At 67.3% G+C, this 17,625-nt stretch carries 14 protein-coding genes and 1 pseudogene; 5 read left to right on the forward strand and 10 right to left on the reverse strand.

Annotated elements, in window-relative coordinates:
• Positions 1-87 precede the first annotated feature (87 nt).
• Complete coding sequence (locus tag BKA23_RS17265) at positions 88-1,014, reverse strand: aldose 1-epimerase family protein (RefSeq protein ID WP_145230821.1); 927 nt, start codon at positions 1,012-1,014, stop codon at positions 88-90.
• Complete coding sequence (locus BKA23_RS17270; protein WP_145230823.1) at positions 1,007-2,650, reverse strand: AMP-binding protein; 1,644 nt, start codon at positions 2,648-2,650, stop codon at positions 1,007-1,009. The genes BKA23_RS17265 and BKA23_RS17270 overlap by 8 nt, the downstream gene beginning before the upstream one ends.
• 169 nt (positions 2,651-2,819) lie before the next feature.
• On the opposite strand from BKA23_RS17270, the gene BKA23_RS17275 reads away from it, so the two are divergent.
• Positions 2,820-5,018, forward strand: coding sequence for a helicase-associated domain-containing protein (locus BKA23_RS17275; RefSeq protein ID WP_145230825.1), 2,199 nt, complete (start codon positions 2,820-2,822; stop codon positions 5,016-5,018).
• Positions 5,019-5,048: 30 nt separating this feature from the next.
• Here BKA23_RS17275 and BKA23_RS17280 read toward each other — a convergent pair whose 3' ends face one another.
• On the reverse strand, positions 5,049-6,995 hold the full coding sequence (locus BKA23_RS17280; RefSeq protein WP_145230827.1) for a M13 family metallopeptidase: 1,947 nt from the start codon (positions 6,993-6,995) through the stop codon (positions 5,049-5,051).
• Between the two features lie 73 nt (positions 6,996-7,068).
• Positions 7,069-8,007, reverse strand: a complete 939-nt coding sequence (locus BKA23_RS17285; protein ID WP_145230829.1) for a hydroxymethylglutaryl-CoA lyase — start codon at positions 8,005-8,007, stop codon at positions 7,069-7,071.
• 214 nt (positions 8,008-8,221) lie between these two features.
• Between BKA23_RS17285 and BKA23_RS17290 the strand changes: the two genes are divergently transcribed.
• From BKA23_RS17290 to zwf, 4 genes and pseudogenes are all read left to right on the forward strand, one after another.
• On the forward strand, positions 8,222-9,865 hold the full coding sequence (locus tag BKA23_RS17290) for a DNA repair helicase XPB (RefSeq protein WP_145230831.1): 1,644 nt from the start codon (positions 8,222-8,224) through the stop codon (positions 9,863-9,865).
• Between the two features lie 235 nt (positions 9,866-10,100).
• On the forward strand, positions 10,101-10,355 hold the full coding sequence (locus BKA23_RS17295) for a DUF2530 domain-containing protein (RefSeq protein ID WP_246104723.1): 255 nt from the start codon (positions 10,101-10,103) through the stop codon (positions 10,353-10,355).
• A gap of 88 nt (positions 10,356-10,443) precedes the next feature.
• Positions 10,444-10,929 (forward strand): DUF4395 domain-containing protein, encoded by a 486-nt coding sequence (locus BKA23_RS17300; RefSeq protein WP_145230833.1) that lies wholly within the window; start codon positions 10,444-10,446, stop codon positions 10,927-10,929.
• Between the two features lie 78 nt (positions 10,930-11,007).
• A pseudogene (gene zwf, locus BKA23_RS17305) lies at positions 11,008-12,458 on the forward strand (glucose-6-phosphate dehydrogenase).
• 160 nt (positions 12,459-12,618) lie between these two features.
• Here the strand turns inward: zwf and BKA23_RS17310 are convergent.
• The 6 genes from BKA23_RS17310 to BKA23_RS18165 all read right to left on the reverse strand — a co-directional run bounded on the left by BKA23_RS17310 (position 12,619) and on the right by BKA23_RS18165 (position 17,584).
• Positions 12,619-13,383: a DUF3027 domain-containing protein gene (locus BKA23_RS17310; protein ID WP_145230835.1), complete on the reverse strand. Its 765-nt coding sequence runs from the start codon at positions 13,381-13,383 to the stop codon at positions 12,619-12,621.
• A gap of 5 nt (positions 13,384-13,388) precedes the next feature.
• A complete protein-coding gene (locus BKA23_RS17315) occupies positions 13,389-13,772 on the reverse strand; it encodes a cold-shock protein (protein ID WP_145230837.1) in 384 nt (127 codons plus the stop codon).
• A gap of 151 nt (positions 13,773-13,923) precedes the next feature.
• Complete coding sequence (locus BKA23_RS17320; RefSeq protein WP_145230839.1) at positions 13,924-14,604, reverse strand: HAD family hydrolase; 681 nt, start codon at positions 14,602-14,604, stop codon at positions 13,924-13,926.
• A complete protein-coding gene (locus BKA23_RS17325; RefSeq protein ID WP_145230841.1) occupies positions 14,601-15,230 on the reverse strand; it encodes a hypothetical protein in 630 nt (209 codons plus the stop codon). The genes BKA23_RS17320 and BKA23_RS17325 overlap by 4 nt, the downstream gene beginning before the upstream one ends.
• A gap of 344 nt (positions 15,231-15,574) precedes the next feature.
• Complete coding sequence (locus tag BKA23_RS17330) at positions 15,575-17,440, reverse strand: ABC transporter ATP-binding protein (protein ID WP_425473787.1); 1,866 nt, start codon at positions 17,438-17,440, stop codon at positions 15,575-15,577.
• A 21-nt stretch (positions 17,441-17,461) separates the two neighbouring features.
• Positions 17,462-17,584, reverse strand: a complete 123-nt coding sequence (locus tag BKA23_RS18165; RefSeq protein ID WP_281287581.1) for a hypothetical protein — start codon at positions 17,582-17,584, stop codon at positions 17,462-17,464.
• Positions 17,585-17,625 lie beyond the last annotated feature (41 nt).

A 17,625-nucleotide genomic window follows, 5' to 3' on the forward strand; every position in this document is an offset into this window, starting at 1 on the left:
CAGCATCTTCCCGCATCCGGCCTGTTCGGACCTGTGCGCCCCGGCTGCGAGCACCACGTCAGTGCCCTGGGCCGGAGTCGACGAACATCACTCAGGCGAGATGCCCCAACTGCCCTGCCAACGCTCCTCTGGCTCGAGCACGATGAGACCCTCGCCTGTCGCGAACGCACCAGCCGGACATGTCATCGGTTCGACCGCGACGCCCGAGCGGCGACGCTGCTGCTCGGGCAGGGTGTCCGCGGTGAACACCTGCGCATACGGGAAGGTCGCCGCCTCGGCCCAGAGGGTGGCGCTGATGCCGTTGTGCGCCAAGCGAATACGCCACTTGCCGTCGTCGTCGGCGAGCAGGTCGGTGTACGGCTGATCGAGCACCACACCGTCAACCGGGTGCGGTTGACGGAAGTCGGCGTCGGTGCCCGCCACGTCCGCATGACCGGTCGGCAGCAGCCGGTCGTCCAGCACCAGTCGGGAGGCCGCGGGCACGTGCAGCGTGAGTTCGTCGACGGACTGCTCGCCGGTGGTGAGATACGGATGAGCACCGAATCCGAATGGAACCGGGCGGGAACCGCGATTGACAGCTGACGGTGTGACGGTCAAACCGCCGTCGTCCAGCGCATACGTGACGTCGAGGTCGAGGATGCCGTCCCAGCCGGGTTGCGGCATGAGCCGGAAGGCGACCCGCAGCGAACTCTTGTCGCGCTGGACCAGTTGCCAGGACTCCCAGCGGACAAGGCCGTGCGAGGCGTTGTGCTTGGCCGGCTCCGTCAGCGGCAACTGTTGGCGTTTGCCGTCGAATTCGTAGACACCATCGGCGATGCGGTTTGGCCACGGGACCAGCAGCTGGCCTCGGCCGGCATCAGCTTTGGCATCCTCGGGGTACCCGTGGATGACGGGACGACCGGCGACGTCATACGTGCGCAGGCCACCGCCGATCTGCACGACAGTCACCGACTGGTCGGCATACGTGATCGTCCATTGCTCGCCGCTTGGCGAAAGTGCTGTGCTGTCAGGCACTTCCGAGGATCTCCTTTGCTTGCTCCCGCATCTCGACCTTGCGGATCTTGCCGGTCACCGTCATCGGAAAGGCGTCGGTCACGTGCACGTAGCGCGGGATCTTGTAGTGCGCGAGGCGACCCTGGCAGAACTCCCGCACCGCGTCGGCATCAAGAGCAGGCTGACCCGAACGCATGATGATCCACGCCATGAGTTCTTCGCCGAACTTCTGGTCCGGCACCCCGACGACCTGCACATCCGCGATCGCCGGATGGGTGTAGAGAAACTCCTCGATCTCGCGCGGGTAGACATTCTCACCACCACGAATCACCAGGTCCTTGATCCTTCCGACGACCGCGACATAACCGTCGTCGTCCATCGTGGCCAGGTCACCGGTATGCATCCAGCGCGCGGAATCGATTGCCTCTGCGGTCTTTTCGGGCTGCTCCCAGTAGCCGAGCATCACGCTGTAACCCCGGGTGCACAACTCGCCCGTCGCTCCGCGTTCAGCGGTGAGACCGGTCACCGGGTCGATGACCTTGACCTCGAGATGTGGCATCACGCGACCGACAGTCTCGGTACGCCGGGCGAGGTCGTCGTCGTGACGGGTCATCAGTGACACCGGTGACGTCTCGGTCATGCCGTAGCTGATCGCGACCTCGCTCATGTTCATCTCGGCGATCACGCGTTTCATCACCTCGACCGGGCACGGCGATCCGGCCATGATGCCGGTGCGCAACGTGCTGAGGTCGTATGTCGCATCACCGCTTGCGGAGCCCAGCAGAGCGAGTTCCGCGATGAACATCGTCGGGACTCCATACAGCGACGTACAACGTTCGACCGCAACGGCTTTCAGCGTCGCAGCTGCCTCGAACGACGGTGCCGGGATGACCATGCAGGCTCCGTGCGAGGTCGCCGCGAGATTGCCCATGACCATGCCGAAGCAGTGGTAGAAGGGCACCGGCAGGCAGATCCGGTCGTGCTCGGTGTACCGCACGAGCTCGCCGACGAAGTAACCGTTGTTGAGGATGTTGTGGTGCGAGAGCGTGGCACCTTTGGGGAATCCCGTCGTGCCAGAGGTGTATTGAATGTTGATCGGGTCGTCACTGGACAACTGGGCTTCACGTTGCGCGAGCTGTTCCGCCGCGACCGAGCGCCCGCCGTGCACGAGCTCGTCCCAGCTGGCGTCGTTGATGTAGACCACATCGGTGAGATCGCGACAGGCGGGCCGGACGGCCTCGACCATCGACCGGTAGTCCGAGGTCTTGTGCGTGGTCGCGCTCACCAGCATGCGCATACCGGACTGCTTGACCACGAATTCCAGCTCGTGCGAGCGGTATGCCGGATTCACGCACACCAAGACCGCTCCGACGCGTGCGGTGGCATATTGCAGGATCGTCCACTCCGGACAGTTCGGCGACCAGATGCCGATGCGGTCGCCCTTGCCGACACCGCCGGCGAGCAGCCCGCGCGCGACCTCGTCGACCGCGGCGTCGAACTCTCGATAGGTCCATCGGCGACCACTGGGCACATCCACGAGGGCGTCACGATCGGCATACAACTCAGCGGTGCGGCGGAGATTTCCGGCGATGGTGTCCCCGAGCAGCGGCTTCTCGGACACTCCACTGGCGTATGACGGCAGGTTGGTTGTGGACATCGAATCTCCTTGGTGACCGGCGACACGTCCACCCTAGTGAAGTGCTCTGCGGGCCGACCCCGAATCCGGGATCCGCCGGACCACACCGCAGAGCACGCAGGTCCCGACGAGCTCTGCGGTGCCCCACATCCTGGGGCAGTGCAGAGCCTGCGCGGACTACCCTTGGCCGGTGGCCCATGCTCGCAGTCTCGCTGACGACATCCGTGCGCGCAGCGACGCGCAGTTGGCGGACCTCCTACGCGCCCGGCCCGATCTCGTGCGCCCCGCTCCCGCAGACCTGGGCGCCCTGGCGAGCCGCGCCGCGACCGTCTCGAGCACCCGTCGTGCCCTGGAGTCGCTGCGCGCTGACGAATTGCGCGTTCTTGAGGCGGTGGTCGTCGTCGGCGCCGACGGCGCTGCAGCCGCGCTCGGCGCATCGGCTCGCGCAGTGAAGCCACTACTGACGTCACTGTGGGCCGCCGCCCTGTTGTGGCGCAGTCCCGATGGCCTTCGCCCCTCGCGCGGCATCTCCGATCTGCTGGCCCAACCGGCACGGCTCGGCCCGACAGCCGCGTCGCTCGGGGCACCCGACCGCTCCGCCGACGCCGCAGATGCCTACGGCCGGCTCTCGCAACCGGCCCGCACAGCCGTGGACCGACTGCTGTGGGTCTATCCACGGGCCACCCTCGACGGTGCCGCCACCCGTGCCGTCGGCGACGAGATCATCGCCGCCGGACTGGCAGTTGCTATCGACGGCGGATTCATCGTTCCCCGCGAGGTCGGGCTCGTGCTGCGTGGCGGCCGGCTCTATCAGGACGGGCTCACGGCGCCGACGGCGCCGGCAGCGCGTTGGTCGGCGGACGACGTCAACTCCGCCGCGGCCGCCGAGGTGCTCGAACTCCTGTGGCGCGTCGAAGAACTGGCGCACCTGTGGGAGCACAACAGCCCACGCCTGCTGCGATCCGGCGGACTCAGCGTGCGCGACCACCGAGCGGTCGCAACCGCCCTTGACGCAGACCTCGAACTGGCGGCCTTCGTGCTCGAGATCGCGTATGCCGCAGGCCTGGTCGGCCCGAGCGACGACTTCGAAGCCACGTGGTTGCCGACACGCGCCTACGACGAATGGGCGGCCGCCGACCCCGCCGAACGCTGGCAGACGCTGGCAGTCGCGTGGCGGGACACAACGCGTGCGCCATCCCGCGCGGGTGCACCCGGCGAACGCGGAGTCATCAACGTGCTCAGCGACGACGTCGCCTGGCCCTTCATGCGGCAACGCCGCCACGACATCCTCAGCGTCCTGTATGACGCGCCCGAATTCGCCTCTGCCGACATCGAATACGTCGATTCCGCGCTGCGCTGGCGTCGCCCGATGCGCCTACAGGAAGGAGTGCCGACGCACGCGGCGGAGGTGCTGCGGGAGGCTGCCTGGCTCGGCATCACCGGACGCGGCACCTTGTCAGCACCGGGCAGGGCGATCGCCGACGGTTCCGACGCTGCCGCGGCAATGGCGGCCACCTTGCCGGAGCCGATTGATCACGTGCTGGTGCAGGCTGATCTGACCGCCGTCGCTCCCGGTCCGCTGACCGAGGACCTGCGCCGCCTCATGCAGTTGGCCGCGGTTGTCGAATCCCGAGGCGGGGCAACGGTGTACCGCTTCACCGAGACCAGCATCCGGCAGGTGCTCGACACCGGACTGCCTGCAGCCCAACTCCTCGAATCGCTGTCGCGCGCGAGCCGCACCCCGCTGCCGCAACCGCTGGAATACCTCATCGCGGATGTCGCGCGCCGGCACGGCCAGACACGCATCGGCGCCGCCGGGTGTTACCTGCGGAACGACGACACCGGTGCGCTGGATGCCCTTGTCGCCGACCGCAGCCTTTCGCCGTTGCAACTGCACAAGATCGCGCCCACCGTCGTCGTGTCACCGGCGCATCCCGGCACGGTGCTGGAGATGATCCGCCAGCACGGTTACTCACCTGTCGTCGAGGGGCCGGACGGTCACATCGTGCACGCGGGCCGTGAGCATCCACGAGCGCCCAACCTGCGACCGAGCCCCGGCATACAGCTCGCTCGCGTCGACGAAGGCGTCGCGGCGGCTCTGGTCGCCCGCCTGCGCGTCAACGAATCACGAGCTGCCGCAACGGCATCCGAGCGCGAGGGCCCCCGCATCCCCGAAACCGACCCGACCGAGACGATGAATCTGTTGCAGGACGCGGTCGGCGAAGGACTACCCGTGTGGATCGGATATGTCGACTCCGACGGTGAACCACGACGAGCGTTGTTCCGGCCCAACCGGGTCGAGGGAGGCCGCGCGATCGGGTCGATCGGCGACAGCCAGCAGACCCGCACGTTCGTGATCCACCGGATCTCGGGAGTGGTGCCCGCCTGAGGATGCGACCTCAGGCGGGCGGTCGCGGCATCAGAAGATGCGCACCTGGTCGGTCTCCGCGAGATACATCCCGTCGTTTTCGCTCACCTCGAAGGCCTCGGCGAACTCGCGCAGGTTGCGCGCGACATTGGCGCGGGCGTCGGTCGGCGAGTGCGGGTCGATGGTCAGCAGCCGCTTTGCCTCAGCCTCGCGCGCCTTGCCGCACCAGACCTGCGCCCAGCCGATGAAGAACCGCTGGTTGCCGGTGAAGCCGTCGAGCTCCGGCGACGGCGTCTGCTCCTGCGCGATCTGGAAGGCCTTGTAGCCGATGGTCAGCCCGCCTAGATCGCCGATGTTCTCACCGATGGTCAGGGCACCGTTGACCTTGTTGCCCGGCGCATCGCGCGGCTCGAGCTGATCGAACTGCGCAATCAGCTTCTGCGCCAACGCATCGAAGGCAGTGCGGTCCTGTTCGGTCCACCAGTCGGTCAGGTTGCCGTCGCCGTCGTAGCGCGAGCCCTGGTCGTCGAAACCGTGGCCGATCTCGTGTCCGATCACGCCGCCGATGCCGCCGTAGTTGACGGCGTCCTCGGCGTCCACGTCGAAGAACGGCGGCTGCAGGATCGCTGCCGGAAACACGATCTCGTTCATCACCGGCATGTAGTAGGCGTTCACCGTCTGCGGGGTCATGAACCACTCGTCGACATCGATCGGGTCGCCCACGCGCGACAGCATGCGGTCGACCTCCCAGGCGGTCGCGGCGGCGATGTTGCCGATCAGGTCATCGGCGCGAATCGCGATGGAGGAGTAGTCCTTCCACTGCTTCGGGTAGCCGATCTTCGGTGTGAACGCGGCCAGCTTCTCCAGCGCCTTCGCACGGGTCTCCTCGCCCATCCACTCCAGTGTCTCGAAGTCGCGCCGGTAGGCCTCGACCAGGTTGGCGACCAGCTGCTCCATCCGAGCCTTGGCGTGCGGCGGGAAGTGCTGCTCGACATACAGCTGACCGGCCGCGTCGCCGATGAGCCGCTCGACGAGGCCGACGCCACGCTTCCACCGCTCCTTGTTCTCCGGTATGCCGGACAGCGTCCGGCCGGCGAAGTCGAAACGCTCGTCCACCATCGCCTCATGCAGGAACTGTGCACGCTCCGAGACCAGTCGCCAGGTCAGCCACGATTTCCACGCCGAGATCGGTTCATCGCGCAATGCCTCAGCGAATCCTGTGAGATACGAAGGCTGTTCAATGTTTGCCGGCTCAAGGATCCGAGCCTCTCCACCGACGCCGTCCAGCCAGGCATCCCAGTCGACACCGGGCGAGAGTTCTTCCAACTGCGCACGTGAGAGCTTGTTGTAGGTCTTGACCGCGTCGCGGCAGGCGACCCTGTCCCAGTGCGCGGCAGCCAGCCGGGTCTCCAGCGCCATGACGGTCTCCGCCTGACCACCGTCGACGCCGGCGAGGCCGAGCAGGCGGGTCATGTGCTCGACATACTTCGCGCGCAGCTCGGCGTGGTCGTCCTCGCGGTAGTACGACTCGTCCGGCAGGCCGATGCCGGCCTGCATGACGTAGAGGATGTTGTGAGCCGAATCCTTGGCGTCTGCAACCGAATAGAAGTCGACGAAGCCGTCGACGCCGCGCCTGGTGAGCTGACCGGACACCCGCAGCAGATCGGGCGCTGACGCGATGCCGTCGATCAGCGCCAGGTCGTCCGCGAGCGCGCCGGCACCCAGCTGCTCGATGCGCTCGGTATCCATGAACGAAGCGAACAGATCGCCCACCTGGCGCTTCGGGGAACCCTCCGGCGCGGAGGTCGCCGCAGCCTGCTCGATCAGCTCGTGCACCGCCGCCTCGGCGGACTCACGCAGCTTGTCGAAGGAACCGAAACGTCCTCTGTCCGAAGGCATCTCGGTGTTCTTGACCCAGGTCCCGTTGACGAAACCGAACAGGTCGTCCTGCGGTCGCACGGACCGGTCGAAATTTTCGAGGGTGACACCGGACTTCATGGTTGCTCCTTGTCGTTGCTGACGTTCGCGTGACGACGCTGCGCCGCGCGGGGTTGTGCTGTCCGTCGATCGGTCAGTCGCTCGCGCCGCCCAGAGCACGCACGACTCGTGAGGGCGAGGGACGGTGCAGCTGTTGCGCCATCCAGGTCGAGGTCTGCACCAACTCATCGAGATCGACGCCGGTCTCGATGCCGAGACCACGGCACATCCACACCAGGTCCTCGGTGGCGAGATTGCCCGTGGCCGACTTGGCGTAAGGGCATCCGCCCAGACCGCCGGTGGCAGCGTCGACGACGGTCACACCCTGCCCGACGGCAGTGAGCGTGTTCGCCAGCGCCTGACCGTAGGTGTCGTGGAAGTGCACGCCGGTGCGCTCCGGCCCGATTCCCTGTGCTGCCAACGCATCCAGCAGCTGTATGACGTGCCCAGGCGTGCCGACACCGATCGTGTCGCCGATGCTGAGCTGGTCGCAGCCGAGGTCCATCAACCTGGCCGCGACGTCGACGACCTGCTCGATCGGCACCGGGCCCTCCCACGGGTCGCCGAAGCACATCGACAGATAGGCGCGCACCCACAGGCCGGCCTCCCGGGCACGCGCGACGACCGGCGCGAACATCCGGACCGACTCCTCGACCGAACGGTTGAGGTTCTTGCGGGCGAAGGTCTCGGTCGCCGAGCCGAAGATCGCCACCGCGCCGACGCCTGCGGCGAGAGCGTTGTCGAGACCGCGCTCGTTGGGCACCAGCACCGGTCGCTTCGGCCCGCGGCCCTCGTCGCCGAGTTCGGCCAACAGAGCGGACGCATCGGCGAGTTGCGGGATCCAGGACGGCGGCACGAAGGAGGTCGTCTCGATCGTGTCGAGCCCGGCCGCGGCCAGCCGCCGGATGAACTCCGCCTTGACCTCGGTCGGCACCACCGACTTCTCGTTCTGGAGTCCGTCGCGCGGGCCGACCTCGTAGATCGTGATGCGCGGGGGTAGCGAGTCCATCGACGCACGCTGTGGCAACTGCATACCGCCATCGTCGCACCGCCCGGCGTGGCGGTATGACGCAGGCCACATCGCGCCGCACCGGTCGCGCCGGTGAAGGAGCCGGCTGCGGACCACCACAACCGGTCACTTTCGGACGGCCGCTCCCCCGCGACCGCCATCCGGCATACGTGCGCTTCAGGAAGGTTTCGGCAGTGTGCGTCGTTACCCTGCTGGTGCCGATGCGAGAGGGAACCACGTGACCGACGGACCGCTGATCGTCCAGAGCGACAAGACCGTGCTGCTGGAGGTCGACCACCCCCTGGCCGGTGAGGCCCGCCGGGCGATCGCGCCGTTCGCTGAACTCGAACGCGCCCCCGAACACATTCACACCTACCGGGTGACCCCGCTCGGCCTGTGGAACGCGCGCGCAGCGGGGCATGACGCCGAGCAGGTCGTCGATGCGCTGATCCGCTACAGCCGCTACCCGGTGCCGAACGCGCTGCTGATCGACGTGGCCGAGACGATGGACCGCTACGGCCGGCTGAGCCTGACCAAGGACGACGACGGCCGGCTGATTCTGGCCTCGACCGACCAGGCCGTGCTTACCGAGGTGTTGCGGCACAAGAAGATCGCACCGATGATCGGCGACCGTGTTGACGAACAGTCGGTGCTGGTGCATCCGTCCGAGCGGGGCGCCATCAAGCAGCAGCTGATCAAGATCGGCTGGCCGGCCGAGGACGACGCCGGTTATGTCGACGGCGAGGCGCACCCCATCGACCTACGCGAAGACGGCTGGTCGCTGCGCCCGTACCAGCAGCAGGCGGTCGACGGTTTCTGGCACGGCGGTTCGGGAGTCGTGGTGCTGCCTTGCGGCGCCGGTAAGACGCTCGTCGGCGCCGCGGCGATGGCACAGGCGAAGGCCACGACGCTGATCCTGGTCACCAACACCGTGTCGGCACGGCAGTGGCGCGACGAGTTGCTCGCCCGCACCACCCTGACCGAGGACGAGATCGGCGAATACAGCGGCGCCCGCAAGGAGATCCGGCCGGTCACCATCGCGACCTACCAGGTGCTCACGCACAAGCGCAAAGGCGTCTTCCCGCACCTCGAACTGCTCGACGCACGCGACTGGGGACTCGTGCTGTATGACGAAGTGCACCTGTTGCCGGCGCCGATCTTCCGGATGACCGCGGACCTGCAGGCACGCCGCCGGCTGGGCCTGACTGCGACGCTGGTCCGCGAGGACGGCCGCGAGTCGGACGTCTTCTCGCTGATCGGCCCCAAGCGTTTCGACGCGCCCTGGAAGGACATCGAATCGCAGGGCTACATCGCGCCTGCCGACTGCGTCGAGGTGCGTGTCACCCTCAGCGACACCGACCGTATGGCGTATGCCACCGCCGAGGCCGAGGACCGCTACCGCTTCGCCTCGTGCGCCGCAGTCAAGGACGGCGTCGTCGAACAACTGGTCGCGCGGCACACCGGTGAACCCACCCTCGTGATCGGACAGTACCTCGACCAGCTCGAGGGGCTGGCCGATCGGCTGAATGCGGATCTGATCACCGGCGAGACGCGAGTCGCCATACGGCAGAAGCTTTTCCAGCAATTCCGTGACGGCGAGATCAGCACGCTGGTCGTGAGCAAGGTGGCGAACTTCTCGATCGACCTGCCCGAGGCGAGTGTCGCGATCCAGGTGTCGGGCACCTTTGGCTCGCGGCAGGAGGAGGCACAACGGCTGGGCCGAGTGCTGCGACCCAAGGGCGACGGTCGAACGGCGCACTTCTACACCGTGGTCACCCGCGACACCGTCGACGCCGAGTTCGCCGCGCACCGGCAACGCTTCCTGGCCGAGCAGGGCTACGCCTACCGCATCGTCGATGCCGACGACCTGAGCCAGCGCTGAGCCGGAGCCGAGCCCGCCCACTGTTTCGGCGGCCGCTCTCGGCGGCCACCCCGCGCTCGCTCTGCACTGCCGCACATAACGGGGCACCGCACAGCCACCCTCAGAACAGCCGTCTGAGTGCAACTGCTGGAGTCGGACCGGTCGGGATGGAGTGTCCGGGTGATCCCCCGGGCCGAGGCCCCCTTCGCAGACTGCTCGCTCGGCAGTCTGCGATCCCTGGCTCTACCCTTGCGATGTGAGCAACGCTGAGCATGTCGAGCCCGCAGAGCAGTCCGGCACGATGCCCTCGCCCGTGCACGTCGACGTGCTGCGCGTCCAGCAGATCGGCATCGTGATCTGGGTGGTGGCGCTCGTGGTTGTGCTGGCCGTCCCGAGCCTGCACCGTGGCGATCACCACTGGTGGCCCTGGTGCTGCGTTGCCGGACTCGTGCTCGGACTCATGGGATACGCCTACGTCCGTCGCGGCCGGGGCAACGCGAGCGCCGCCTGATCGATGGGCGTGTCCGGCCGCCGTCGACGGTGACCACCATCCAATACATTAGATTCTGGCCATCACAACATTCACTTATACTTGGTGGGTGCGCGATCTCATCAGCTTCCCCAATCCGGTCAACGAGAAGGCCGCCCGCACGGTCGCGGCTGTCGTTGCCGCGACCGCGATCCTGACCCTCGCAACCGGATGGTGGTGGCTGCTCGTTCCGCTGGCGTACGGATTCATCGCCCGCGCTCTGACCGGTCCCAAACTGAGCCCGCTCGGCGCGCTGGCCATGCGAGTGGTCGGCCCACGGTTGGGTGCGCCGAAGCTCGTCCCAGGTCCACCGAAGCGGTTCGCGCAGACCATCGGTGCGGTTTTCTCCACCGTCGCGGCCATCGCTGCACTTGCGTTCGGCTGGACAACCCTGGCCTTCGTGCTGATCGCGATTCTGACGGTCTTCGCGCTGCTCGAATCCGTCGTCGGCTTCTGCGCCGGCTGCTTCGCGTTCGCGCAACTGATGCGCCTGGGCGTCATACCGCCCGAGACGTGCGAAGCCTGCGCCGACATCCGATTGCGTTCCGCCGCCTGAGGACTCGGCCCACCGGCTGCGGCATACCTCGGCTGGACCCTGCTTCCCAAATGCGGTCGGGCACGCCAAGGTTGGGGCATGGACAAGGCGACCTCCACGACCATCGTGCTCTTCGGAGCGGCAGGCGACCTGGCCCGTCGCAAGCTGCTGCCGGGACTGTTCCACCTGTTCGACACCCGCCTGCTGGGTGACCTGCGGATCGTCGGCACCTCGCTGGAGGAGATGACCACCGCGGAGTTCGTCGATTTCACCCGCAAGGCGATCGACGAGTTCTCCACCCACGACGTGCCACCGCGGGTGTGGGAGAACTTCGCCGGCCGGCTGCACTACGCACCCGGGTCCGCCGGTCCCGCGGCGCTGAAAACGTTGTCGCAGAAGCAGAGTCCAGCCTCGAGACACCCAGTCAACGGCTGCACTATCTCAGCGTTCCGCCCAAAGCGGCCCTCGACGTCATCGCCACCCTCGAAGCCGCCGATCTCGTGACGGGCAGCCGGGTGATCATGGAGAAGCCGTTCGGCACCGACCTGCGGTCCGCGGTGCGCCTCAATGCCGAGTTGCACAAGGTCTTCGACGAGGAGCAGATCTTCCGCATCGACCACTTCCTCGGCAAGGAGGCGGCGCTGAACATCCTGGCGTTCCGCTTCGCCAACGGCCTGTTCGAGCCGATCTGGCATCGCAACTTCATCGAGCACGTGCAGATCGACGTGCCCGAATCACTGGGCCTCGAGGGGCGCGCCGGTTTCTACGAGGGCACCGGGGCTTACCGCGACATGGTGGTCACGCATCTGTTCCAGGTCCTGGCGTTCACCGCGATGGAGCCACCGACGTCTCTTGAGCCCGCAGCGATCACCGAGGAGAAGAACAAGGTCTTCCGGTCGATGCAGATCATCGAGCCGAGCGACGTCGTGCGCGGGCAGTACCAGGGCTATCGCGACGAGCCCGGCGTCGGCGACGAATCGGAGACCGAGACCTTCATCGCGCTCAAATGCCGCATCGACAACTGGCGTTGGGCCGGTGTGCCGTTCTATCTGCGGACCGGCAAGAAGCTGGCCGAGGGCCAGCGCATCATCTCGATCGCGTTCAAGGAACCGCCCAAGTCGATGTTCCCCCAGGGCTCCGGCGTCGGCCAGCACGGCCCGGACCACCTCACGTTCGACCTTGCCGAGGCGGGACGGATGTCGCTGTCGTTCTACGGCAAGCGGCCGGGCCCGGGATTCCGCGCCGAGAAGTTGTCGATGCAGTTCGCGCTGCAGGACACCGACTGGGCGGGCTCGGTGCTCGAGGCCTACGAGCGCCTGATCTATGACGCCGTCCGCGGCGACCACACGTTGTTCACGACGGCGGAGGGCATCGAGCGCCTCTGGGAGATCAGCCAGCCGCTGCTGGACAACCCGCCGCCGGTGCGGCCGTACTCCCCCGCGTCGTGGGGCCCGAACCAGATCCACCAGCTGATCGCACCGCACGCCTGGCGGCTGCCGTTCGAGCGCAAGTGGCGCGAGACCCCGACCGTGGTCGGCAAACCCTCGTAGCTCATCCACGTCGCCGACCGTGCTGTATGCCGCAGCCGGCCGTCCGCGCGACCGCCCGTGGTGCGTGCACGCGACCGCCGCAATAGGTTGACCTGGCAGTAGGGGTCGTTATCCGATTCGGATAACGACCCCTACTGCCAGGTCAATGCGGCCTCGGACGTCAGCTGCTGACGTCGACCGCGAATTCGTCGAGGCGCGGGCTGTCGGTGGGCTCCACCGAGGGCAGCACAAGGTCGGTCTCGCTGTGCGAACCGCAGCCGTGGTCCAGCGACACGACACTGCCGTCGGATGCCGACCACTCGTTGGCGCACACACCGAAGACCTGTCGCAGCGCGCCGGGCATCGGCACGAGGTAGCCGCACGACGCGCAGTGGTCGCTGGCCTGTTCGGCAATCTCGCCCCGCGGACCATTCGCGCCGTCATACCACCGCTGAGCCGCTGCGGCGCGGCCCTCCGCCGACAGCACGCGCGACCGGCCGAGGCCGAGCTCGAAGAAGGCCATCTGGTCGACGTCCTCGTCGCCGGTGGCTTCGAAGCCGGGCTCGAGGTTGGGGTCGTCCGCGATGTACGGCCGCTCGTCACCGGCACCGATGTCGCCCGGGGCGAGACGCTCGGCATACGGCAGCCACTCCGGTGCGAGCACTGCAGCGTCGGTCGGCAGCAGGTTGGTCTCGCAGACCGTGGCGACCTTGCCACGCGGGGCCCGCGCCACCGAGATCGCCCAGTGCCAACCGACGTAACCCCGGCTGGTGCATTCGAAGTAGTGCATGGCGAGGCGCTCGCCCAGCATGACCGCGCCGACGTGGGCGCCGACCGCGCCGGGCTCGGCGATGCCGATCGCCGCCTCGCGGGCCACGTCGACTGCACCGAGCAGCACCTTGTCGGCCTTGAACCGCTCGACCTTGGGCTTGTCCGCCTTCGCCATTGCGCTCACACCTCGAGATCGTCGGCGACAGCGCGCAGCACCGCCACCACCTTGTTCGCGTGCCCCTTGTCGGGATAGCGGCCGCGTCGCAGGCCGTTGCCAAGGTCGTCGAGCAGCTTGATCACGTCTTCGACGATGACCGCCATGTCGTCGGCGGGCTTGCGGTGACGAGCCGCGAGCGACGGCGCGGCATCCAGCAGCGTCACGCTGAGCGCCTGAGCGCCACGACGGCCTTCGGCCACGGAGTATTCGACACGTGTGCCGCTCTTGACCGCGGTCGTGCCGGACGGGAGGGCACTGGAGGGCAGGAAGACATCCTGGCCGTCGTCGCCGGAGACGAAACCGAAACCCTTGTCGGAATCGAAGAACTTGACCTTGCCGGAAGGCACGCGCCACCTACTCGCTCGCTGGGATGAAGAACAACTGTGGGGCACCACCACCGGGGCGCCGACTGCCGACGGCGCTGCTGCGTGACTCGTCGCGCGGATGGTGTGTGCAACCTCGAAAGGTTAACGCGTCGGGCCGACCAATTCGAATCAGTTACCGCACGCTGGACGGCGGCGCCGTGCGCAGATCAGGCAACCGTTCCAGCAGGTCGCTCAGCGCCGGGATCACCAGGTCTGCACCTGCGGTTCGCAGCGTCTGCTCGTCGTGCGGGCCGGTGGTGACGCCGATCGCGAAGGCGCCCGCAGCCGCAGCGGCATACATGTCGCCGACGTGGTCGCCCACATAGACGTCGGCCTCGTGCCGGCGCAGCGGACCAGCCTTGTCGTGCGCGAACAAGTCACCGACGACCACGTCAGGGTGGATGTCGACGTGATCCAGCACCGCCTGCACAGCGACCGGATTCTTGGCGCTGACGACCATCACGACACCGCCGAAATCCTGTATGCCGTGGACGAGTTCGGCCGCTCCCGGCATCGCGGTCGTCACCTCGACGGCATGGATCAGGTATGCCGCGCGGTAGTCCGCCGCGGCGGCTTCGACCTGATCGGCCGGCAGGAAGAACGCCAGGTTGTCCAGCAGCGGCGCCCCCATGAGCGGCCACAACTGGTCCTCGCTCGCGTGGACGCCACGTGCGGACAACGCCCGCTGCATGCAGTCGATGATGCCGCGACTGGAATCCACCAGCGTCATGTCGAGGTCGAAACCGACGACCTGGGACTTGTGAGGGTCGGCATCGCCCAGGTCGGCCGCGGCGTCACGAGAGTCGGCCGTCATCCTCCATAGCCGCCCTGCGGCGGGGTCGGTCCGCCATACGATCCGGGGCCGCCGTTGTAGGGGCCACCGCCATACGGACCGGAGTACGGGCCGCCGGGGCCACCCTGCCCGTAGAACTGTGCGTTGCGACGCTCGCGGCCGGAGCGCACAAGCTTCACGATGCCGACGATCAGCAGCACGATGCCCAGGATGCCGACAACGGCCGACCCGCCGAAGGCGAGGAAGATCCGCAGCACCACGCTCTTGATCAGCCCGTCCACCGCCGACTTGCTCAGCACCTTCGTCGGCGAACCGCAGTCGATCGTGTAGTTGCCCGCCGCGGTCGCGTCGAATTCTTGGGTGGCGGTGTAAGTCTCGCCGTTCTGCGACGACGTCGCCGAATTCGAGAAATCGGTGACGGGAATCTGCGATCCGTCCGGTCCGGTCACCATGCACCCGTTCCGGCCATTCGTGACGTCACCGTTGGCGTCCGACTGGACCATCAGCACATAGGTGCCGGTCGTGGTCGCATCGAAGGTCGATCCGGCAGCAACCACAGGCGCCTTGTTGAAGGTGTCGACGGTGCTCTTGACGCCGAAAATGATCGTGACGCCGAAGATCGACGGCGCGATGATCACCGCAAGCACTGCCCCAATGATTGTGAGTGCGAGTCCGCGTCGTGCCGGCATCGTGATCCCCCTGCCTCCTGGCCGCCTCGTGTGCGGCATCAATGACCCCTGGCGCATGAGGTTCGTCAGCGAAGACTCTGCGTGTGGGTATGTCGCGGCAACTGTAATGCGCAGCGCCGCTCCGCCAGCGCTTTCCGGTGGTCCGCAATGTCTCGGAATCACGATGCTGGGAGGCGTGGCGCGCCCCGCGCGAGTCGGAACGGCGACGCTGTGCGCTGCCCCACCATGCGGGGCAGCGCAGAGGGAGCGACATGACGATCGAACGTGCTGACGTGCGCGATCAGGTGGCTGGGCTCCGAACGCTATGCGCTGACGCGCTCCTGGGCGTGGACGAGTTCGGCATACCGTCCGTCGCGCTCGAGCAGTTGCTCATGCGTGCCGCGCTCGACGATGCGGCCGCGGTCGAGCACGACGATCAGGTCTGCGTTGCGCACTGTCGACAGGCGGTGCGCAATCGTCAGCGTGGTGCGGCCGCGACTCACCTCGTCGAGCGCGAGCTGCACGGCCCGTTCGGTCGTGTTGTCCAGGGCGCTGGTGGCCTCGTCGAGCACCAGCACCGCCGGATCGCGAAGAATGGTGCGCGCCAACGCGATTCGCTGCTTCTCGCCACCGGAGAACCGGTAGCCGCGAGCGCCGACGAGAGTGTCGTACCCGTCGGGCAACCCGACGATGAGGTCGTGCACCTGGGCGGCGCGAGCCGCCGCCTCGATCTGCTCGTCTGTCGCGTCGGGCCGGGCGTAGCGGAGGTTTTCGCGGATCGTCGTGTGCAAAAGGTAGGTCTCCTGCGAGACGACGCCGACGAGGGAGCCGACATTCGCGAGCGTCATGTCGCGCAGGTCGACCCCGTCGATACGCACCGATCCTTCGGTCGGGTCGTTGAGGCGCGAGACCAGGCTGGCGAGGGTCGACTTGCCGGAGCCGGTCGCCCCGACCAGAGCCACCTGCCAGCCGGCGGGCAGCTCGAGTTGTATGTCGCTGAGCGCGGCACGGTCGCTGCCGGGGTAGTTGAAGCTGACGCCGTTGAGACGCACCTCACCGCGAGCAGTCGCCGGGTCGACAACGACCGGGTCGGTCGGATCGTCGATGTCAACGGGCATGTCGAGGTATTCGAAGACCCTGCTGAACAATGCCATCGAGCTCACGATCTCGGCGCCGATGTTGAGCACGCCGAGCACCGGCCGGAAGAGCGCCGCCTGCAAGGTGGTGAAGGCGACGAGAGTGCCGATCGACATACCGCCGCTGGTGGCGGGCAGTCCGGCGGCCAAGTAGATCAGGGCGGGAATCGCGGCGAAGACGATCGCCATCGCGCCCATCCGCCAACGGCCGGCCAGTTGCGACTGCACCTCGAGTTCGGTGAGTTCAGTGGAGGATTCGTGGAAGCGCGTGGCCAACGCCGGGCCCGAGTTCACAGTCTTGGCGAGCACGACACCGGAGATCGACAGCGACTCCTCGATCTGGGTCTGCATGTCCGCGAGCGCACGCTGGGCGCGGGCCTGGATCGTGCGGCGCAGCCGGGCCACGCGGCGGGTCAGGATGATCGCCGGCGGCAGGATGATCAGGCTGAGCAGCGACAACCGCCAGGACAGCACGGCCATGGCGATCGCGGTGCCGACCGCGGTTGTCACATTGGTGGCGATCGAGGTGGCCGAGTCGGTGACGACGGTCTGCATCGCGTTGACGTCATTGGTCAGCCGGCTCTGCAGCTCACCGCCGCGGGTGCGCGTGAAGAACGCCAGCGGCATACGTTGCAGGTGGGCGAACAGATCGGTGCGCAGGCCGTGCATGACCCGCTGGCCGATGCCGGTCGACAGCCAGGTCTGCACCACACCGAGCGACTGCGTGACGACCGTGACCGCCAGCATGCCGCCGACGAGTTCGAGCAGGAGCGCCACATTGCGCTCCGGGATTGCGATGTTGATCAGGTCGCGCGTCAGGAACGGTGTGATGAGGCCGACCGCCGAACTCACCACGATAATCGCGATGACGATCGCGAGGGGACGGCGGTGCGGGCGGAACAGCCCAGCGATCCGGCGGAAGGTCACCGGGTGTTCGCGCAACTGTTCGAGATCTGCAGGGTCCTTCTTCTTGGGGCCGCGGGCGCCGGGCGGTGGACCGCCGCGCATTCCGCGAGCTCCCGGATTTCCGAGCATGGTGGGGGTGGCCGTCATAGGCATCACCTGCCCTTTCTTTCAGTGCAATTGCTGCAGTGGTAAGCGTCTGAGTTGTATGTCGTAGCTGGCCTTCGTCACTGCCGGCCACGGGATCGGCGCGGTGGTCAGGACGTCCGGCGGTGCAGCGGCGGAGTAGTCCACGGTGAAGAGTCTGTCCGCTGCACTTCACGATTTAGTGAGGT

It is taken from the genome of Rudaeicoccus suwonensis (genome assembly GCF_007829035.1).
Taxonomy (GTDB): Bacteria; Actinomycetota; Actinomycetes; order Actinomycetales; family Dermatophilaceae; genus Rudaeicoccus; species Rudaeicoccus suwonensis.